Source organism: Gemmobacter aquatilis (assembly GCF_900110025.1).
Taxonomy (GTDB): Bacteria; Pseudomonadota; Alphaproteobacteria; order Rhodobacterales; family Rhodobacteraceae; genus Gemmobacter; species Gemmobacter aquatilis.
This window is the reverse complement of the sequence record NZ_FOCE01000001.1, coordinates 77,428-97,613: the sequence shown is the minus strand read 5'-3', so window position 1 is coordinate 97,613 and position 20,186 is coordinate 77,428. Positions and strand designations below refer to the sequence as shown.

At 66.7% G+C, this 20,186-nt stretch carries 18 protein-coding genes; 4 read left to right on the top strand and 14 right to left on the bottom strand.

All coding sequences use genetic code 11. The annotated features are described in order from the left end of the window. Positions 1–3: 3 nt before the first annotated feature. Positions 4–3,441: a molybdopterin cofactor-binding domain-containing protein gene (locus tag BMX43_RS00455; RefSeq protein WP_091295152.1), complete on the bottom strand. Its 3,438-nt coding sequence runs from the start codon at positions 3,439–3,441 to the stop codon at positions 4–6. Further along, on the bottom strand, positions 3,434–3,928 hold the full coding sequence (locus BMX43_RS00450) for a (2Fe-2S)-binding protein (protein WP_091295148.1): 495 nt from the start codon (positions 3,926–3,928) through the stop codon (positions 3,434–3,436). Before BMX43_RS00450 ends, BMX43_RS00455 begins: the two co-directional genes overlap by 8 nt. A 400-nt stretch (positions 3,929–4,328) precedes the next feature. Between BMX43_RS00450 and BMX43_RS00445 the strand changes: the two genes are divergently transcribed. After that, positions 4,329–4,874 carry a carboxymuconolactone decarboxylase family protein gene (locus BMX43_RS00445; protein ID WP_091296962.1) on the top strand — a complete coding sequence of 182 codons (546 nt, stop codon included), beginning with the start codon at positions 4,329–4,331 and terminating at the stop codon, positions 4,872–4,874. Here the strand turns inward: BMX43_RS00445 and BMX43_RS00440 are convergent. The 7 genes from BMX43_RS00440 to BMX43_RS00410 form a co-directional block, all read right to left on the bottom strand. Further along, entirely contained in the window at positions 4,871–5,659 is a 789-nt protein-coding gene (locus BMX43_RS00440) for a DNA-binding transcriptional regulator (RefSeq protein WP_091295144.1), read from the bottom strand. The two genes, BMX43_RS00445 and BMX43_RS00440, sit on opposite strands and share 4 nt — an antisense overlap. A gap of 53 nt (positions 5,660–5,712) precedes the next feature. Next, positions 5,713–6,555, bottom strand: a complete 843-nt coding sequence (locus BMX43_RS00435) for a fumarylacetoacetate hydrolase family protein (protein ID WP_091295141.1) — start codon at positions 6,553–6,555, stop codon at positions 5,713–5,715. A 2-nt stretch (positions 6,556–6,557) separates the two neighbouring features. Continuing rightward, positions 6,558–8,054, bottom strand: coding sequence for a bifunctional 3-(3-hydroxy-phenyl)propionate/3-hydroxycinnamic acid hydroxylase MhpA (gene mhpA, locus BMX43_RS00430; protein WP_091295138.1), 1,497 nt, complete (start codon positions 8,052–8,054; stop codon positions 6,558–6,560). Between the two features lie 2 nt (positions 8,055–8,056). Then, a complete protein-coding gene (locus BMX43_RS00425) occupies positions 8,057–9,037 on the bottom strand; it encodes a VOC family protein (protein WP_091296958.1) in 981 nt (326 codons plus the stop codon). A gap of 104 nt (positions 9,038–9,141) precedes the next feature. Then, on the bottom strand, positions 9,142–10,146 hold the full coding sequence (locus BMX43_RS00420) for a TRAP transporter substrate-binding protein (protein WP_091295135.1): 1,005 nt from the start codon (positions 10,144–10,146) through the stop codon (positions 9,142–9,144). A 31-nt stretch (positions 10,147–10,177) separates the two neighbouring features. Then, positions 10,178–11,488, bottom strand: coding sequence for a TRAP transporter large permease (locus tag BMX43_RS00415; protein WP_091295132.1), 1,311 nt, complete (start codon positions 11,486–11,488; stop codon positions 10,178–10,180). Continuing rightward, positions 11,481–11,960 carry a TRAP transporter small permease gene (locus BMX43_RS00410; protein WP_091295129.1) on the bottom strand — a complete coding sequence of 160 codons (480 nt, stop codon included), beginning with the start codon at positions 11,958–11,960 and terminating at the stop codon, positions 11,481–11,483. The genes BMX43_RS00415 and BMX43_RS00410 overlap by 8 nt, the downstream gene beginning before the upstream one ends. 303 nt (positions 11,961–12,263) lie before the next feature. On the opposite strand from BMX43_RS00410, the gene BMX43_RS19660 reads away from it, so the two are divergent. Beyond that, on the top strand, positions 12,264–12,686 hold the full coding sequence (locus tag BMX43_RS19660) for an HI0074 family nucleotidyltransferase substrate-binding subunit (protein ID WP_175481980.1): 423 nt from the start codon (positions 12,264–12,266) through the stop codon (positions 12,684–12,686). Then, complete coding sequence (locus BMX43_RS00400; protein WP_175481979.1) at positions 12,683–12,988, top strand: nucleotidyltransferase family protein; 306 nt, start codon at positions 12,683–12,685, stop codon at positions 12,986–12,988. Before BMX43_RS19660 ends, BMX43_RS00400 begins: the two co-directional genes overlap by 4 nt. A gap of 216 nt (positions 12,989–13,204) precedes the next feature. On the opposite strand, the gene BMX43_RS00395 is transcribed toward BMX43_RS00400, so the two are convergent. The 4 genes from BMX43_RS00395 to iolG form a co-directional block, all read right to left on the bottom strand. Next, positions 13,205–14,218, bottom strand: a complete 1,014-nt coding sequence (locus BMX43_RS00395) for an ABC transporter permease (protein ID WP_175481978.1) — start codon at positions 14,216–14,218, stop codon at positions 13,205–13,207. Positions 14,219–14,235: 17 nt separating this feature from the next. After that, the gene (locus BMX43_RS00390) at positions 14,236–15,717 is read right to left on the bottom strand and encodes a sugar ABC transporter ATP-binding protein (protein ID WP_175481977.1); all 1,482 of its coding nucleotides are present in this window, start codon (positions 15,715–15,717) and stop codon (positions 14,236–14,238) included. Between the two features lie 35 nt (positions 15,718–15,752). After that, positions 15,753–16,811 carry a sugar ABC transporter substrate-binding protein gene (locus BMX43_RS00385; protein WP_091295120.1) on the bottom strand — a complete coding sequence of 353 codons (1,059 nt, stop codon included), beginning with the start codon at positions 16,809–16,811 and terminating at the stop codon, positions 15,753–15,755. A 193-nt stretch (positions 16,812–17,004) separates the two neighbouring features. Then, positions 17,005–18,015: an inositol 2-dehydrogenase gene (gene iolG / locus BMX43_RS00380; RefSeq protein WP_091295116.1), complete on the bottom strand. Its 1,011-nt coding sequence runs from the start codon at positions 18,013–18,015 to the stop codon at positions 17,005–17,007. A gap of 149 nt (positions 18,016–18,164) precedes the next feature. Here iolG and BMX43_RS00375 point away from each other — a divergent pair, with 149 nt between their 5' ends. Beyond that, the gene (locus BMX43_RS00375) at positions 18,165–18,983 is read left to right on the top strand and encodes an SDR family oxidoreductase (protein WP_091296951.1); all 819 of its coding nucleotides are present in this window, start codon (positions 18,165–18,167) and stop codon (positions 18,981–18,983) included. Positions 18,984–18,987: 4 nt separating this feature from the next. Here the strand turns inward: BMX43_RS00375 and BMX43_RS00370 are convergent, their stop codons facing one another. Then, the gene (locus BMX43_RS00370) at positions 18,988–20,121 is read right to left on the bottom strand and encodes a substrate-binding domain-containing protein (protein WP_175481976.1); all 1,134 of its coding nucleotides are present in this window, start codon (positions 20,119–20,121) and stop codon (positions 18,988–18,990) included. Positions 20,122–20,186 lie beyond the last annotated feature (65 nt).

The following is a 20,186-nucleotide window of genomic DNA, read 5'->3' as shown; positions in this document are numbered from 1 at the left end:
CCCTCAGCGCCCCGCCCCCGGCCAGGCGGGCAGATCTGGCGCATAGCGGGCGCGCAGATAGTGAATCAGATCCTCGATCTGCGGGGCCGAAAGCTCGTCGGCGAAGCCCGGCATGTCGCGCAGCGGCAGCGACAGGGGGGCCGCGATGCCGTGGCGGATCACGGTGCGCAGGCCCTCGGGGGTGGGCGCGCGCAAGACGGCCGCGCCGGCAAGCGGCACTTGCGCCGCTGTCAGCGTGTCGGGCAGGCCGGGCGCGTGGCAACTGGCGCAGGCCGCGCGGAACAGCCGCGACGCCGGGCCGGGCAACGGCTCTGCCGTCGGGGCGGGGGCGGACAGGGGCGGCCCGGCCAGATCCGCCAGATAGGTCGCCATGGCGCGGATATCGGCATCGGGCAGGGCGGTCAGGCTGGCCACCACCGCGCCCATCGGGCCGGAGGCGCTGGCCAGGCCCGGGGCATGGCCTTGCCGCAGATAGGAAAACAGCGCGGCCTCGTCCCAGCCGCGCATCTGCGCCGCAGGTCCGGCCAGCGGCGGCGCCCACCAGCCCTCGACCATGGCGCCACCATAGGCGGCGGCGCCGCGGCGCTCGGCCCCCAGCAGATTGCGCCCGCTGTGGCAGGCGCTGCAATGCCCGGCGCCTTCCACCAGATATTTCCCGCGGTTCCATTGATCCGACTTGGCCAGATCGGTGGCAAAGGGGCGGGCATCGTGAAACAGCGTGTTCCACAGCGCATTGACCGGGCGCAGGTTGACCGGCGCCAACATCGCAGCCTGCGGCGTCGGTTGCGCCACGGGGGGCAGCGTCTGCAGATAGGCGTAAAGCGCGAACATGTCTTCGGCCTCGATCCGGGCGAAGGCGGTATAGGGAAAGACCGGGTAGAGGTTCTTGCCATCCCGGCTGATGCCATGCCGCATCGCGCGATCAAACGCCTCGAACGACCACAGGCCAAGGCCGGTTGCGGGGTCGGGGGTCAGGTTCGTCGTGTAGACCGTGCCGAAGGGCGTGTGCATGGCCCGCCCGCCCGCATGGGGCGTGCCGCCGTCTGCCGTATGGCAAACCGCGCAATCGCCCGCAGCAAAGACCTGCCGCCCGCGCGCAAGGGTTTCGGCCGAGAAATTGGTGGCGAGCGGGGCCGGAGAGGGGGGAATGGCCGCATGAAAGGGCAGGGCCACCGCCCCCAGCGTCAGCGCGCCGCCCATCGCGGCGGCGGCCCGCGCGAGCGGTCGGGCCAGACCCAGCCGCGCCAGAAAGCCGGGGGCGGGGCGGGCAGGGGGCGCCAGCGCAGGCGCGGTGCCCCCCTGCGCCTGAAGCGCCTGCCGGAGCTTTTCGGGGGTGAAGGGCGCCGCGCGCAGGCGCACGCCCGTCGCGTCGAAGATCGCGTTGGCAATGGCGGCGGCGGCGGGGACGGCGGCACTTTCGCCCACCCCAAGCGCCGGGGCGTCGGGTCGCTCGATCAGCAGGCTGCGGATGGCGGGCACCTCGTCGAAGGTCTGGATCGGATAGCTGGCCCAGCTTTTCGGTGTCGGGGCAATGGCGTCGAAGGTCACCTCTTCGCGCAGCACGCGGCTGGCGGTCTGGATCACGTTGCCATGGATCTGCGCCCGCACCCCCTCGGGGTTGATGACCAGCCCCTGATCCTGCCCGACGAACACGCGGCTCAGCGTCACCTCACCGGTTTCGGTATCCACCGCCACATCACAGACCCAGGCGGCGGCGGCGGCGGCCGTGCCGGGGAAGGGGCCATGGACATAGGTGGCGAAGGCAAAGCCCTGCCCATAGGCCATGCGCCCCGCGCGCCGCAGGCGCGGGCCGCTGCGCTCGGCCCAGCCGGCGGCCTCGGCGGTGCGGCGCACCAGATCGGCGGTGCGCGGGTCGTCCAGATGGCGCAGGCGAAAGGCCACCGGATCTTCACCTGCGGCAAAGGCCAGTTCATCGACATAGCTTTCATGCGCAAAGGTGTTGGGCAGGGCCGAAACACCGCGCATCCACGCCGCCCGCACCAGCGGTGCCATGTCATGCACGGTGATCCGCTTGTGGGGGATGCGATAGGGCGGGATGATCGTGCGGTCGCCCATGTCCGAGGGGCGTGGTTCGGGCGAGAGGCGGCCGGTCAGCAGCAGCGCCAGATTAGGCGCGTTGTTCGACGGATACCAGGTATCGAGCGCATAGGCGCCGATCCCGCCCGAGGTGTCGAGCCCGCCCGATACCTCCATCACCTGCGCTGCCCCTTTGGGTTCCCACAGATGTTCCTGCGCGCGGGTCAGTTGCACGCGCACCGGCTGCCCCACGGCCCGCGACAGCAGCAGCGCGTCGCCGCAAACGTCATCGGCGCAGTTGCGCCCGTAACAGCCCGCCGCCTGCAACCGGCGCACCTCGATTGCGTCCGGCGGCAGCCCCACCAGCCGTGCCAGATCAGCGCGCAGCATATGCGGGTTCTGCGTGCCGCCCCAGACCACCGGCTGCCCGCCGTTCCAGTCGGCCACGGCACAGGAGGGCCCGATCGAGCCATGCTGGTGATAGGGCCAGAGATAAGTCCGGTCCAGCCGGGTGGCGCAGCCCGCCAGCCCCGCTGCAAAATCCCCCGTCTGGTCCAGCACGCGCGGGGTGGAGGGCGCCTGTTGCAGCGTGGTCTTCAGATCGGCCATATCGGGCAGCGGCGGCGGCAGGCGCCACTGCACCGGCAGCGCCTCGGCAATCGTCTGCGCCTGTTGCGGGGTTTCGGCGACCACGGCCAGAAAATCACCCTCGCGCACGATGCCGATCAGCCCGGCCATGCCCGCCACCGCCGCCGCGTCATACCCGATCAGGCTGTGCCCGACGAAAGCGCCGCTGTCGCGCCCGGCATAGGGCGGGCGGATCACATGGCCATGCACCATCCCCGCCACCTGCAGGTCGTGGATATAGGGATATTGCCCGGCAAGCTTTTGCGGCAGGTCACGCCGCCCCACCGGCTGGCCGACGATGCGATAGTCGGCCACCGGCTTGAGCGGCACCGTGCGGTCCAGCCGCATCGACAGATCCAGCCCGGCGACCATCTCGGCCAGGCTGACCGAGGTGTCACGCCACTGCACCCGGCCATTGCGGACCGTCACGCCATCGAGCGGCGCATTCAGCCGCCGTGCCGCGCGCCCGGCCAGAAAGTGCCGCATCTGGGCGGCGGCGATGCGCAGGGGCGCCGCTGTCACCTGAATGGTTTCCGATGCAATGGTCGGCCCCTGATCCGGGGTGCGCGCGGTATCGCCCAGAACGATCTGCACCGCGTCCAGCGGCAGGTCCAGCTCTTCGGCGACGATCTGCGCCAGCGCGGTTTCGATGCCGGTGCCCAGATCGACATGGCCGTTGAACCCGGTCACGATCCCGTCGGCCTGCATCTGAAGATGGATGACGCGCTGGCCGTCCAGATCTTCGTGTATCGACAGGATGCCAGCCGGATCAGTCATGTGCGCGGCTTTCCCCGGATGCGGCCAGAAGCTCGGCGGCGCGCAGAACGGCTGCGATGATCTCTTGATGCGTGCCGCAGCGGCACAGGTTGTCGCGCAGCGCGTGGCGCAGCTCTGCCTCGGTCGGTGCGGGGGTATGCGCCAGAAAAGCCACGGCAGACATCACCATGCCGTTCAGACAATAGCCGCACTGGGCGCCCTGCTTTTCCAGAAAGCCCTGCTGCACCGGATGCAACGCCCCCGTCTGCGGATCGGCCAGACCTTCCAGCGTGGTGACATGGCACCCCGCGACCCGCGCCGCGCGCAGCACACAGGACCGCGCGGGCTTGCCATCCACCAGAACCGTGCAGGCGCCGCACTGGGCCAGACCGCAGCCGTATTTCGGCCCGGTCAGCCCCAGATCCTGCCGCAGGACATCCAGCAAAAGCGCCTTGTCATCCGCGTCGAGCGAGAGCGGATGGCCATTGAGAGTGAAGCTGAGACCCATTGTCACACCGATTGCCCCTGCAGTTCTGGCGTCGTGAGGTTGAGGATGTTTGAACGCATTTATCTGCGTTGGAAACAGGTGTCGCCCTCTGGCGGGCGATCTGTCCGGTGGGGCGTGTTCTGGCAGGGGGATGCGAGGAGCATGGGCATGGTGGCGAAGACCGGGGGCCGGAGGACGATATCCCTGATGAACAACTCGGGTTCCTTCTCTGCAAGGCCTATCCGCGCCGGGATGGCATTTTCGGCGCACAGATCGTGGGTGGTCGGATGCCGATGGCGGTTTCGCCGTGGCACCGGCTGGCCCGCGCCGGGCCGTCCGCAGGGCGGACAGGGCGAGGGCCGGTCTTGCACGCGAGGCCCGCAGCGGGTTCACTCGGTCCCCCGGGCAAGAGGAGATGATGATGACCGGCACGCCGCTTTCCCCCTGTCCGCCGCTGTCCGATGCGGAGTGGCCTGCAGACATCGCTGATCTGCGCGCGGGCTTTGCCGGGGCGCTGAACGTCTATCGCGTGATGGCGCATCACCCGGCACTGTTGCGCGCCTGGGCACCGCTGCGCCAGCATGTGGTCAAGGACAGCGCGCTGGGGGCGGAACGGTCCGAGGTGGTGATCCTGCGGGCGGCGCATCGGATGGGGTCGGCCTATGAGTGGGCGCATCATGTCAGCCGGGCGCGGGTGCTTGGGTTTTCCGAGGCGCGGATCGCGGCGCTGCGGGGTGTGCCGGAGGGGGAGGACGGGCTGATTGCGCGCGCCGTGGATGCGCTGTTCGATCTGCGGCGCCTGCCTGCCGGGCTGGAGGCGGAGCTGGCCGGGGTGATCGGGCGCGCGGCGGTGATCGACCTGATGGCGACGGTGGGCTTCTATTCGGTGCTGGGCTATCTGCTGATGACCTATGACACGCCGCTGGATGCGGCGGTTGCCGCCGAGATGCAGGCCGCGCCGCTTTAGCCGGGCAGGGCGGCGGCGATGCGGGCGGCGATTTCGACCAGCGGCGCGGCGCAGGTGTCAATCGCCTTGCGCGAGGTCATCGCGGTGCGGATCCAGATCATCGACACGCAGCCCAGCACATTGCCGTCCAGCAGGATCGGCGCGGCAATCGAGGCGGTCTGTGGCCGAAACTCGCCCGCGTCGCGCAGGGCAAGGCCGCGCGTGCGGGTATCCTCGATCATCCGGGCCAGCCAGACCGGGTCCAGAAACGGCAGATCGGCCGGATCGCCCAGCCGCCGCAGATGGGCGATGATCAGATCGCGTTCCTCGGTGCCACAAAACGCCAGATAGGCCCGCCCGGCCGAGGTGCGCAGCACCGGCAGCCGATAGCCGATCATCGCCCTGTCAATCGACAGGGGCGAGCGGCCATGCGTGGTTTCCTGAATGACCATCGCGGCATCGTGGTAAACCGTCAGGTCCAGCGGCCAGACCAGCCGCGCGCCATATTCGGCAAACAGCGGTGTTGCGGCCTGACACAGATCCGAGGTCAGCGCCGTGCCGTCGCCCAGCGAGGCCGCAAGCCGCGTGACCCGAACCAGATTGGCGCTGCCGGAAAACACCACATAGCCCGCCTCTTCCAGCGTCTGCAGCAGGCGGTAGACGCTGGGGCGCGGGATATCCAGTGCCTTGGCGATTTCGCCGGGGCGGGCCTCGCCCACCGCATTCACATGGCGCAAAATGGCAAGCCCGCGCGTGAGGGCACGCACGGACTCGGATTTTCTGTCGGTATCGGTGGGCCGGGTCATGTGGGCAGACTGGCACAGCGCGGGGCAGGGGGGAAGGCCCCGCCCCGCAGCGGTCAGGCTTCGGCGCGCACCGGGTTTGACAGGGTGCCGATGCCGGTGATTTCGACCTCGCAGATATCGCCGTCGCGCATCCACAGCGGCGGATTGCGGCGCGCGCCCACACCGCCCGGCGTGCCCGACACGATCACATCGCCCGGCAGCAGCGGCAGGATGGTCGAACAATAGGCGATCAGCCGCGGAATCGCGGTGATCAACAATGAAACATCGGTATCCTGCACGATCTGGCCGTTAAGACGGGTCTGCAGATGCAGGGCGGTGGGGTCGGCGATTTCATCGGCCGTCACCATCCACGGCCCAAAGGCGCCGGTGCCCGCAAAGGTCTTGCCCGGCATGAACTGGTGGGTGTGTTTCTGCCAATCGCGCACCGAGGCATCGTTATAGCAGGCATAGCCTGCGACGTAAGACAGCGCGTCAGCCTCGGCGATGCGGCGGCCTTCCTTGCCGATGATCACCGCCAACTCGCCTTCGTAATCGAATTCGTCCGATTCCAGCGGTTTGATCAGCGGTTGGCCCTGGCCGATCTGGCTGCCGGCATAGCGGGCGAACAGCACCGGGTTGGGGGTCTGTTCGCGGCCGGTTTCCTGCACATGGGCGTGATAGTTCAGGCCGACGCAGATGATCTTGTCGGGGTTGGGGATGACCGGGGCGTGGTCTACCGCGTCAAAGGCATAATCGGCGGCGGCACCGGCCAGCGCCTGCGCCGGGGCCAGATCGCCCTGCGCCAGAAAATCGCGCAAGGTCGGCGCCAGCCCGCGCAGGCCCAGATCGACGATCCCGGCATCGGTGACAAGGCCCCAGCTTGCGCGGCCATCCTTGGTAAAGGAACAAAGTTTCATGGTCAGACCATCTCCGGTTCTTGAAGGGCAAAGGGGGTGGGCAGCGCCAGCGCGACCAGCGCTGCCAGTTCGGCGGCGGTTTCGGCGGTGCCAAGGCTGTGGCGGTCGGGGCGCAGCAGCACGGCGCGCGTGCCAAGCCGGGCCAGATGGTCGGCGGCATCGGGCGCGGTGTCGGGGGTGACCAGCGCCACGCCGGGGGGCAGCACCAGACCTGCGGCCAGCGCGGTTTCGGCCACCACGACCCATTGGTGGGGCAGGGCGTCATCCATTAACCGCCCGTCGGCCAGACGGGGCTGGCCGAACAGCCGCCCGGCCTTGGCGCCCGCGCCCAGCCCCGCGCCCAGCGGCGGCGCGATGGATTCCATGCGCGCGGTGCCGTCGCTGCCGGGCAGGGCGGCGCGCAGGGCGGTTTCGGTGCCGCAGGTGTTGATCAGCCCGCCCAGCCGCACCGCAGTCTGGATATATTCGCGGGCATTGGGTTTGCGTTCGCTTTCATAACTGTTCAGCAGGGTTTCGGCGGCGGCGCCGGTCACCTTGCCCTGACAGACCAGCGCCAGCTTCCAATAGAGGTTGGCCACATCGCGGATGCCCGCGCACATGCCCTGCCCCATGAAGGGCGGGGTCTGGTGGCAGGCATCGCCCGCCAGCAGCAACCGCCCGCGCCGCCAATCCTGCGCCACCAGCGAATGAAAGACATAAACCGCCGTGCGTTCCAGCACCGCCTCATGCGGTTGCAGCCACGGCGCCAGCAGATCCCAGACCCGTTCGGGGCGGGCAATCTCGGCGGCATCCTCGCCCGGTTGCACGGTGATTTCCCAGCGGCGGCGGTTGGCCGGGCCGCGCACATAGGTGGCCGGGCGGTCGGGCACGCAATACTGGATGGAATGATCGCCCAGTTCCGGCTTTTCGCCGTTCAGCAGCAGGTCGATCACCAGCCAGCGTTCGTGAAAGCCGTAATCCTCCATCCCCGTATCAATGAAACGGCGGATGAGCGAGCGGGCTCCATCGCAGCCCACAACGTAAGAGGCGCGGGCGCGTTCCACCTTGCCGCGGGTCATGTCTTCAAACCGCAGGGTCACGCCATCGCCGGTATCTTCGACCAGAAACAGGTCGGCGCGGGTGCGCACGGTGACATTGGGCCGCTGCGCCAGACCTTCGCGCAGCAGCCGTTCCAGATCGGGCTGATGAAAGCGGAAGTTCGACCGCCAGCCCTGCGGGCCAATGCCCTGCGGGCGCGGCCAATCCAGCAGCAGCCGCCCCGCCGCATCGACAAAGCGCATCCCGGGGTGGCGGGCTGTCAGCGGCTCCATCGCATCGGCAATGCCGATCCATTGAAAGACGCGCATCACCTCGGCATCGAAATGCACGGCGCGGGGCAGGTGGTAGGCGGCACTTTCGCGTTCAAGAACAAGAACTTGCAGCCCGCATTGGCCCAAAAGATGCGCCAGCGTGGCGCCGGTGGGGCCAAGGCCCACGATGGCAACGTCGTAATGATCCATCCTTATTTCCCTACTTTCGAGAGTTCGCCGTAAAGCCAGGGGCAATCGGCCACCGGCGGCGCCCGGCGCCCGCGGGCCGCCGCATCCAGCCGCATGTCGCGCAGACGTTTGCGCCCGGCCTCTTCGGCCAGATACAGCCGTTCGTGGCCCCAGAAGCTGGGGCCATCATGGGTTTCGTGCGGCTCCCAGGTGGCGGGGTCGATCAGCCGCCCGCCCCAGCCGTTTTCGACAAAGAAGCCCGAGGGAGAGTTGGCGTAATAGCTGGTCATGTAATCGTTGGTGTGGCGCCCCAGCGTATAGGCCACGCCGTTTTCGCGTTGCTGGGCAAGGTCATAGCCCTGGCCCACATCATCCAGATTCTGGAATTCCACCATGAAGTGGTGAAAGCCCTGCTGCCCCGAACCGACCATGGCAAAGCTGTGGTGGCGGTCGTTCAGGTGGAAGAAATACAGGCCGTAAGGCGTCAGCCCATAGTCGGTGACGTGGAAATCCAGCAGATCGCGGTAGAAGGGCATCATCACCGCGATGTCCTTCACATGCAGCACGGCATGGCCCATGCCCAGCGGCCCGGTGCGGAACCCGTCAATCGGACGGCCCGGCACAAAGGGATCAGAGGCGATCATCGGGGCGTGGAACAGTTCGACCCGGTTGCCGGCCGGATCGTGGAACCAGATCAGATCGCCGACAAAGCGCCGGTCGGCCAGCCCGGGGGCGGCGGCATGAACCGCCACGCCCGCGGCATCCAGCCTTGCGGCATAGGCCTGCAGATCATCGCGCTGCGCCACCTCGAACCCCAGAAAGGCCAGGGTTTCGCCCGGTTCGTCCGATACCAGCAGGCGCTGCATCTTGTCATCCATGCGGAAGGCCAGCGCGCGGCCGCCGCGGTCGATCTTCTGCATGCCCAGCAGGTGGCCCGCGAAATCCGACCACTCGTCCAGCCTGTCAGAGCGCAGGCCTAGATACCCCAGTGCAATGATTGCCATGGTCATTCCTTCGGATTGAGTTTCAGATGGGCAGTCTGCCGCAGCGGCAGGCGCTTGCCCAAAGCGGAGGCCCTGTCCGTCCGGCTGGCGGACAGGGCGCGGGGTCAGTGCCCCGCGAGGCCGTGCGCGATGTCCAGCGCGGCTGTTGCTGCGGCCGCGTCGGGCTGCCCGGCCAGCCAGGCGGCGGCGGCGGGGGCCAGCACGGGCTGCCATTCGGCCAGGGCAGCTTCATCCAGGTCGATGAATGTCACCTCGCCCGCCGCGCGGAAGGCGGCCTCGATCTCGGCATCGGTGGCATCCACCACCCCGGCGATCCATTCCGCCATGGCCCGCCCCGATGCGGCGTCAATCGCGGCGCGGTCGGCCTCGGGCAGGCTGTCATAGGCGGCCTTGTTCATCAGGATCGCCATGGGCGAGGCGGTGAAGCGCAGCGATGTGACGGCGGGCGCCACCTCGTTCAGGCGGAAGGTGCGATAGGCATCCATCACCCAGACGGCACCCGCCACCACGCCGCGTTCCAGATTTTCGTAAACCTGCGGCGCCGGGATCGCCACGCCCGAGGCGCCCAGAAGCGCCAGCAGCTCCGACCCGAAGGGCGAGGGGGTGCGCAGTTTCAGCCCGTTCAGATCGGCAGGTTTGGACACGCCGTCGCCGGTCATCAGAAAGCGGTAGCCCGGGGTGGTGAACAGTGCCAGCACCTTGTAATCGGCATATTCGCCGGTCAGCAGCCCCGCCTCCTGCACCGCGTTCAGGATCGCTGTGCCTTCAGCCGAGGTTTCCACCAGCCCCGGCACCTCGACCACGCCCGACAGCGGAAACAGCCCCGGCGTATAGGTCGGCACCACCAGCGCCACATCGGCCACCCCGGCCTTGACCAGTTCGGCCTGCGCGGGCGGCGCGCCAAGGATACCGCCGGGATACAGGCGGAACTGGTTGTCGGGCGTCAGCGTCGGGTTCACCCGGTCGATCCAGGCTTGCAGCACCTTGGAGGAATAAAACCCCTGCGGCGGTTCGAACGATGACACGCGCAGCTCGCGCGCTTCGGTGGCAAGCGGGGCGGCAAGCGCAAGGGCAAGCGCCGCAGAACACATGACGGATTTCATCAGCATCGGTTTCCTCCCTGAGAACCGGGTTTGGGGGTCATTGCGCGCTGTAGGGCAGCCACAGCACAATGGCGGGGAACAGGATCAGCAGCGCCAGACGCAGCAGATCGGCCAGAATGAAGGGCACGACGCCCTTCCACAGCTCCAGCATGGTATATTCGGGGTTGGTGGTTTTCAGGACGAACAGGTTCATCCCGCCCGGCGGCGTGATCAGGCCCAGTTCCACGATCACCACGGCATAGATGCCGAACCAGACCAGATCGACGCCTGCCATCTGACAGATCGGCACGAACAGCGGGATGGTCAGCAGCAGCATCGCCAGTTCGTCCATCAACATGCCCAGCACGAAATAGACCGCCGTCATCATCAGGATCACCAGAAACGGGCTGTCCATGATGCCGGAAAACAGGCCGGTCAGCAGGAAGGGCAGGCCCGACAGCGCAAGGAAGCCGTTGAACAGATTGGCGGCGATCAGCACCAGATACAGCGCGCCGCAGGTCAGCGCGGTATCCAGCGCCGCCGCGATGAAGCCCGGCCACGACAGCCGCCGCGACAGCACGCCGTAAGCCAGCACCACCGCAGCCCCCACTGCCGCCGTTTCATTGGCGGTGAAGATGCCGGTATACAGCCCCCCCATCACCAGCCCGAACACGAACAGCACCGGCGACATATCCAGCACCGCCGCGCGCTTTTCGGCCCAGCTTGCCTTGTCGCGGCTGATCCCGCTGAAGCCCGAGCGGCCAAAGACCAGCGGCAGCCAGACGGCGAGGCCATAAAGCGTGATCGCCAGCAGCGTCGGCCCCGCCGTGGCCAGCATCAGCTGGCGGATCGACTGTTCGGCCAGAAAGGCATAGATCACCAGAATGGTGGAGGGCGGGATCAGGATGCCCAGCGTGCCGCCCGCCGCCACCGTGCCTGCGGCCACGCTGCGCGGATAGCCTGCGCGCTCCATTTCCGGCAGGGCGATGCGGCCCATGGTGGCGGTGGTGGCCAGCGACGACCCCGCGATCATGCCGAACCCCGCGCTGGCGCCGATGGTGGCCAGCGCCAGCCCGCCGCGGCGGTGCCCGATCAGCGTGGTCATCGAGCGGAACAGCCGGGTTGACAGCCCGGTCTGCACCGCCAGATTGCCCATCAGCACGAACAGCGGCAGCATGGTCAGCGTATAGTTGGTGATGGATTCCCACACGGTCGAGGCGCCCATCGCCACCGTCGGATCGGTGCCCAGAATGAACAGCGTGCCCAGAATGCCCACCAGCCCCATGGCGACGCCCACCGGCACCTCCAGCAGGATCAGGATCATCGTCGCGGCAAAGCCCAGCCCGCCCAGCAAAAGACCGTCAGACATCGCGCGGTCCCCCGGCAAATTCGCGCCATAGCCCGGCAAGAGCCCCGACCAGCGCCAGCGCAAAGGTGGCGCTGACGATCCACATCAGGGCGGGCATGGGTAGGCCCAGATCCCGCGTCGTTTCGGGCGAGCCGATCTTGTCCAGCGTGTTTTCGCCGAGGATCCACAGCAGCAGGCCGGCGAAGATCACCGAGACCACCGCGCCGAACCGGCCCAGCGGGCGGGCAAAGCGGTTCGGGCTGATCTCGGACAGCAGCTTGGCGGTGACGTGGTTGCGTTGCGCATAGCAGACCGGCATCGACACCAGCGCGCCGAAGCCGATCAGGAAGGCCGTGACCTCGATCGCGCCGGGCACATTGGCCGAAGCCAGCCAGCGCGCGGCCACATCGACCACCGTGACGCCTGCGCCCAGAACAAAGCTGCCCGCCGCGATGCCCAGCAGGGCATGAGTGAGCGTTGCCGGAGCGGCCATCAGGATGCGCCCCCGTTGGCCACAGAATACAAAAATGCCGATACGGGCGCTGGTCTGCGCATGGCTCCCCCCTCCGATAAAACAGTTCTCCCGGACACACCTTTAAGAGGTCCGGCCCCTGAAGGGCGACCATCGACGCCAAGCTGTCCGCCTGGCGGACAATGGCCGCTCCCTCCCCAGAACGCGCAACAGGGGCCGGGCCGTCAAGGGCCTATGGGGCCTATGGGGCCTTTGGCGCGAAGGAAGAGTGTCAGGCGCCGCGCAAGGCTGCTAAGGTTGGCCCAGACAAACGGAACCTGTGCTATGCCCCTTGATCTGACCCCGCTTGACCGTGCCCTCTCGCAGCTGGAGACGTTTCATGCCCTGTCGCTGCAGCCGCAGGACCAGCCGGTCATCGCCGAGGCGCTGCGCATGGCGGCGATTCAGGCGTTTGAATACAGCTATGAGCTGTGCGTGAAGATGCTGCGCCGCTATCTGGAAATGACCGAGCCGAACCCCGCCGCGCTGGACGATGCCAGTTTTCAGGGGCTGATCCGGCTGGGGTCGGAACGCGGCCTGCTGAAATCCGACCTGCCGGTGTGGATGGATTTCCGTCGCCAGCGCGGCACCACCAGCCATGCCTATGATGAAACGAAAGCGGCGCAGGTTCATGCGGCGATCCCGGCGTTTCTGGCGGATGCGCGGGTGTTGCAGGCCGAACTGCACCGCCGCAGCGCCGCGCTGTGAGCGGCGGGCTGGATATCGCGCCATCGCATCTGGCGCAGGTGCGGGCGATCCTTGCGGCGCATCTGCCGCCGGGCGTGGCCGTGCAGGTGTTCGGATCGCGGGCGCGCGGCGGCGCCAAGCCCTATTCCGACCTCGATCTGGTGCTGAGCGGCCCGTGCGCGCTGGACCCGGCGCTGCTGGGGCGGCTGGCCGATGCGTTCGAGGACAGCGCATTGCCCTGGAAGGTGGATCTGGTGGACCTGCACCGCCTGACCCCGGAATTCCGCGCCGCCGTGACCCCGGATTTCGTGCCGCTGGGCTGAGGTGGTACGAATAGGTTACATAATTCAGATTATCAGATATTTCTGGAGCCAGCGGGCAACGGTCGCCTTTTCGGAGGCCGGATGACCGAGCCCCTTCCTGTCTTCGCGCCCAAACCCGTTGCCCGGGTCATCCGTTCGACACAAAACCCGGCAGGCATGGGAGGCTGCCTGCCGGGTTGCCAGTGGGATAGGGCCCGGGGGGAAGGCCTTCGGCGGTCAGGTCCGCGTCTTCATCCCGCTGGAGCGACGGCTGGCCAGTGTTGTCAGCACGGCGGCCACGATGATCACCGCCCCGGTCGAGGCCTGGACATAGAAAGACGGCACCTGCGCCAGCGTCAGAAGGTTGTTGATCACCCCGATCAGCAGCACGCCGCTGATGACGCCGATGATGTTGCCCTTGCCACCGCCGAGGCTGACCCCGCCGATCACCGCTGCGGCAAAGGCGGAAAAGATGATCCCCTCGCCCTGCGTGGTCACGGCGCTGTCCAGCCGCCCGGTCATCAGCACGCCCGCCAGCCCCGCCAGCAGCCCGGCAAAGAAGAACGCCGACCAGATGACGCGATCGACATTGATGCCCGCCGCCCGCGCCGCCTCTTCATTGCCACCGATGGCATAGAGCGCACGGCCATAGCGGTGATACTGGAACACCAGCCCCACGATCAGCGCGACGAACAGGAAGACCAGCACCGCGACCGGAATGCCCAGCACCTTTTCCGAACCCAGCCAGGTCAGCGCCGGCCCCGGCGAATAGATCGACCGCCCGTTGGAGATGATCAGCACCCCGCCGCGCAGCAGCACCAGCAGGCCCAGGGTGGAGATGAAGGGGTTCAGCCCCACCCTGACCACCATGAAGCCGTTGAACAGCCCGATCAGCCCCGCCGCGCCAAGCGCCACGATCAGGCCCATCCAGGACGGCAGCTCGACCCCGAACCCGCCCGAGGTGGCGGGCACCAGCATCACCGCCGCCAGCATCGGCGCAAAGCCCACGATGCCTTCCAGCGACAGGTCCAGCCGCCCGATCAGCACCACGAAAGTCAGGCCGATGGTGGTCAGGCCCAGAACGCTGATCTGTTCCAGAATGTTGATCAGGTTGGTGGGGCTGAGGAAACGCGGCGCCACCACTGCGCCCACGATCACCAGCAGCAGCAACACCGGATACATGGTAAAGCCATTGGCCACGAAGGCGCTGCCGAAGGCCGACCATTTCGACGGCCCGCCTGTCTGTGCCATGTTTTGTCCCTTCGCCATCATGCCACGCCCTCCATGCGCAAAATCAGGTCTTTCATGCTGTAATCCCCCACCAGCTCATCGACGACCGCCTGTTCAAAGACGATGACGACGCGGTTTGCCAATTGACTGATCTCGTCCTCTTCATCCGAGACGACGACGACGCCCATGCCCTTGCCCGCAAGATCGCGCAGCAAGGCGTAAAGCTGTTCCTTTGCCCCCACATCCACGCCCCGCGTGGGGCTGAGCGCCACGATTACCTCGGGGCTGTGGCACAGCGACCGGGCGAAGACGACCTTCTGCTGGTTGCCACCGCTGAGCTGGCCGACCGGCTGTTCCAGCGATGACGCAATGACATTGGTCTGCCGCGCCAGCCGCCCGACATGCTCTGCCTCTTTGCGGCGGTTGATGAAGCCAAGCCGGTTGGACAGCAGATCCAGCCCGCCGATGGCGACATTCTCGCGCACGCCAAGGATGCCGACATAACCGCTGGCGTGGCGGTCGGTTGGCACCAGACCACGCTGCGGCAGGATGCCCGTGGGGCTGGTGATGCTGCCCGCGGCGGGCGCCCTGTGTCCGGCAAGGATCATCGCCAGATCTTCCTTGCCGCTGCCGACCGGGCCTGCCAGCGCCACGATCTCGCCCCGGCGCAGGGTCAGGTTGATCGGCGCGCTGTCCGGCCTGATGCGCAGGTCTTGCGCCTGCAACAGCGGGGTGGCATCGCTGGCCGTGTGATCTTCGCGGACGCTGCGCAGGGTGGTCTTGCCCATCATCAGATTGGCGATGGTTTCCACATCCAGACTGGCCACCTCGGCCCGTGCGGTCACGATCTGGCCATCGCGCAGGATGGTCACGGTGTCGGCCACCTCGAACACCTCGTCCAGATGGTGCGAGATATAGACAAAGCTGACCCCCCGTGCCTTCAGCGACCGGACATGATCGAACAGGATGCGCTTTTCGGCATTGGACAGGGCTGCCGTCGGTTCATCCAGGATCATCACCGGCACGCCGCGATTGAGCGCCTTGATGATTTCCAGCAACTGCCGGGTGCCCGCATCCAGCGCGCCCGCAAGGGCGGTGGGGCGGATGTCGATCTGCCATTCCGCGAGCAGCGCCGTCGCCTTTTCGATCATCCGCGCGTGGCTGACCCCGCCCCAGCGGGTCCGCACGGCGGGGTTTTCGATGAACAGGTTTTCGGCCACCGTCAGCTGATCGAACAGGCGCGGCGTCTGCTGCACATGGGCGATATCGTCGCGGATCGTGGCGGCGTAGCTCTGGCCGTTCGCCACCACCTCGGTTCGGGCGATGCGGATCGTGCCGCCGTCAGCGGGGGTAAACCCGCTGAGGGCCGAGACGAGCGTGCTTTTTCCCGCGCCGTTGCGCCCGAGCAGCGCGTGGATCTCGCCGGGCATGACCGTGAAATCCACGCCGCGCAAGGCGCGCGTGGAACCGAAGGTCTTGGTGATGCCCTGCATCGCGACGATGGGACGGGAGCTATCCATGGGGTTCGGTTCCACGTCTTTCATGTGCCCCGGCCTTACTTGCCGACCTGGTTCGCCCAAAGCTCGGGCGTATCCACGTTGTCCAGCGTGACCAGCGTGGCGTTCAGCTGATATTGCGGGCCGACCGGGGTTTCGATCACCTGGCCATCGTCACGCGGGCCGATTTCAATCTTGCCCCCACCCGAAACCAGTTCGATCAGTTCCGCCGTCTTGGTGGCATAGGCGCTGAGCGGTTGCGACACGGTGGCATCCAGCGCCTTTTCGCGGATCAGTTGCAGGCCCTGCGGCGTGCCGTCGATCGCCACGCGGATCACCGACGCGGCATCGCCCACCGGCGCATCCTTGCCCGCCGCCTTCAGCTGCGCATTGATCGCCGTCGCCATCAGTTCCGACGCCATGAAGATGCCGCTCAGATCCGGGTTCTGCGTCAGCACGTTTTGCGCGGCATCGGCGGCCATGTCGGCGGTCCATTCCGTCGGGCGCTGGATGATCTGCACATCCGGGGCCAGTTCGGCCAGCGTCTTGGCAAAGCCTTCCGAGCGGTCAAGCCCGTTCGGCGTGGTCAGCGCGCCCTGCAGTTCCAACACGATGCAGGATTTCGCCGCCCAGCACTCCTTGCCTTGCAGGCGCTTGGCCATCTCGGTCGCGCCTTGCACGCCGGCGCCAAAGTTGTCGGCGCGGATGGTCGCGGTCACCTGCCCGCCTGCCGGGGCGTCGTCGATCGAAAACACCAGCGCACCGGCCTCGTTGGCGCGTTTCACCGCAGGCACGATGCCAGCCGAATCCAGCGGCGCGAACACGATGACATTGGCGCCATTGGCGACAAGGTTCTGCAACGCATCGACCTGGGCTGCGATATCGCCATTCGGATCGGGCGAGCCGACGACGGTAAAGCCCTTGTCTTCAAAGGCCTTGAGCGACAGTTGCAGCATCAGGGTCTGAAAGTCGTCCTTCAGGAATTTCGGCGTGAAGCCGATCTGGATTTTGGAATTGTCTGCCAGCGCAAAGCCTGCGGTGCTGGCGAGCATGAAGCCGCCCAGGGCAAGGGCAGCGGCGGAACGGCGCGTGAATTTCGTGGTCTTCCCGACTTCCATTATTTTTCCTCCAAGTTGGGTTCAAGAACAGGGCGCCCGCCTCTCCGGTCGCCCGTCTTGTCTGGGGCGGGATCATCCCGCCGCGCAGGTCGTGAACGTCCGGGGCGGCAAGGCGCGCCCGGATCGCAATTTCAGATGTGACAGGGGGCGGCGCCCAACCCGTCCCTCCAGACAGGAAGGGGCGCCGCGCAGGTCAGCCGGTGATGTCCGACACCTGCACCAGCCGCTTTTCGTGCAGCGACAGATAGGCGGCCTCGGCCAGAATCAGCGCGCGGCGGCCATCTTCGAAGCTGGCGAGAGGCTGCGCGCCCTGTTCGACACAATCCACAAAGCCGTCGATTTCGGCCATGAACGCCTCGAGATAGCGCTCCAGAAAGAAGAACTGATAGGGCTCCGCGCCTTCGGTGCGGGTCGCGGTGAAGCGGCGCAACTCGTGCGGCTTGCGGTTGTCGGAAATCAGCATCCCGGCGCTGCCCATCAGCTCCACCCGCTGGTCATAACCATAGACGGCGGTGCGCGAGTTGTTGATGTGGCATTGCTTGCCCGAAGCGGTGCGCAGGATCACCATCGCGCTGTCCACCTCGTTCAGCTCCGCGCCAAGCGCCGGGTCGATCAGCGCCCCGGCCAGGGCGAAGACCTCGGTCGGCTCTTCGCCCAGCATGAAGCGCGCCAGATCGAAATCATGGATCGTCATGTCGCGGAACAGCCCGCCCGCAGCCTGCAGATAGGCTTTCGGCGGCAGACCCGGATCACGCGAGGTGATGATGACCTGATGCAGATCACCGATTTCGCCCGCCAGCATCGCCGCGCGCGCCGCAGCGTGGCCGGGATCGTAGCGGCGGTTGAAACCGATCTGGATCGGCAGCTTGCTGCCCGCGATTTTCGCCGCGCAAGCCTCGACCCGGGCAAGGCTCAGGTCGATGGGCTTTTCGCACAGCACCGCCTTGCCCGCCGCCACCGCCAGCTCGATGTAATCGGCGTGGGTTGGCGTTGCGGTGGCAATCAGCACCGCATCGACATCCGGTGACGCAAAGACCTCTTCCGCCGTTGCAAAGGCGCGTACGCCCTGTGCTTTGGCTACGGCATCTGCCGAAGGTTGGTGCAGGTCATAGACCCCCGCCAAAGTCGCCCGCGGGTGCCGCGCCACATTTGCCGCGTGCATCTGACCGATGCGTCCGCACCCCAAGACCGCCATACGCAACATGTTCCCCCCTTGCGCACTCAAATTTTCATCTTTGCAAAAATTGTTGCATATACGCATTTATGTCAATAGAAATTTTGCACGTTATCCATCATGCAATATTTGATGCGGATGACCGACAGAGGATGCCGCTGAACCAGGAGGAGCAGGCAATGAGCAGAGTCGAAGGCAAGATCGGGATCGTGACGGGGGGAACGCAGGGGCTGGGGGCCGCCGTAGCGTGGCAATTGGCCCGCGCGGGCGCGGCAGGGCTGGTCACCTGTGGGCGCAACCCCCAAAAAGGCGCCGCTGTGGCGCAGGCCATTCGCGCCGAAACCGGCTGCGACCTGCGCTTTGTGCAGGCCGATCTGGCCAATCCTGCCGAGGTGCGTGCAGTGGCCGCCGCGGCGGATGCCGCCTTTGGCCGGGTGGACATGCTGGTGAACGCGGCGGGAATCACCGACCGGGGCGACATCCTGACCACCGACGAATCGCTGTTCGACCGCATGTTCGCCGTGAACACCCGCGCGCCGTTCTTTCTGATGCAAGAGGCCATCCGCATCATGTTGCGCGAAGGGATCGAGGGGACCATCGTCAACATCGGCTCCACCTCGGCGCTGGCCGGGCAACCTTTCATCTCGGCCTATTGTGCCAGCAAGGCGGCGCTGGCGACGCTGACGCGCAACACCGCCTTTGCGGCGATGCGCAACCGCATCCGCGTGAACCAGTTGAACATCGGCTGGATGGCTTCGGATGGCGAAGACCGCATCCAGCGCGAATATCACGGCGCCGATGCAAACTGGCTGGACAAGGTTGCCGCAGAACAGCCCTTTGGCCGGTTGCTGGACCCCAAAGAGGTGGCGCGGGCGGTGAATTTTCTGCTGTCGGATGAGTCGGGCATGATGACCGGATCGGTGATCAATTTCGACCAGTCGGTCTGGGGGGCCTATCCCTTTGCGCCGCCCACGCCCGAAGGTGCGCTGACGCTCTGACCCCTTACAGGATGGCGCAATTGTAGCGGGTGAACAGCAGGCTTTGCGTGATGCGATTCACCGGCTGCACCCCGCGACGTGCCATCCTGATACAGTCCACCGACAGGGCAATTTCCTGATCGAAGTCATGGCCGATCGTCAGGTCCATCACACCTTTTTCCAGCAAAGACCGGGAGTTGGCATTCAGTTCATGGCCGATGAACACGGTCTTGCCGGCCAGCCCCTCATCCTCCAGCGCGCGGCCCACCCCCAGATTGGCCCCCGAGACGTTGTAGATTGCCGCAGGGGCGCCGTGATGGGCGATATGGCGGCGGGTCGCCTGATAGATCACCTCGATGCTTTCATCGGAACTGACCTTTTCCTCGATCCCCAGCCAGGGAAACTGGCTGCGCATCACCTGCCGGAACCCCTGTTCGCGGTCTTGATGGCAGCGGAACGGCACGCTGCAGACGAACAGAACCCGGCCCTCCTGCCCCTGCGGCAGAAAGCGCCCACAGAACCAGCCCGCCGTGGCACCCGAGGCATATTGATCTGATCCGACATAGGCGGTGCGCCCCGAGGCGGGCAGGTCACTGGTCAGGCAGATCACCGGCACGCCGCGCGCCACCGCTTCGCGCACCGCATGATTGATCGCCGGATGATCGCGCGCCACCAGCAGCAGCCCATCCGCCTGCTGCGCCGCCGCGCTGATCTGCGCCGCCAGAAGGTCGGGGTCCACCGTATGCGACACCGCCATCTCGGCGGTGATCCGCACCCCGGGATGGGCGGCGCAATAGCGGGCCGCCGCCTCTTGCGCCGCCTGATTGAACGAGAGCCCAGATTCACCCAGCAGCCGCAGATGCAGCGCGGCATCTGCCGTCTGCGGCTGCCCCAGCGATCTGGTCAGCCCCGCCTGCAGGATCGCCTGCAATTCACGATAGCCCGAAAGGCCAAGGCTCTGCGCCAGCCGCACCACGCTGGAGGCGTGGACGTTGCAGCGGTTCGCCAGTTCGGCGCTGGACAGAAGCGCGGCAGTTTCCGGGCTTTCCAGCAGGAAATCCGCCAGCCGCCGCCCGCCCTTGCCCAGATCTGCCTGCATCTGCGTCAGGCGGCCCCGGATCTCTTCTGCGGTCGTGCCATTCAGGTGATGCAGGTTCATGGATCCTCGCTTCGTTCGGGCAAGGATAGAGGAATAGTGCGCATATGCAACATTCATTGCATGAT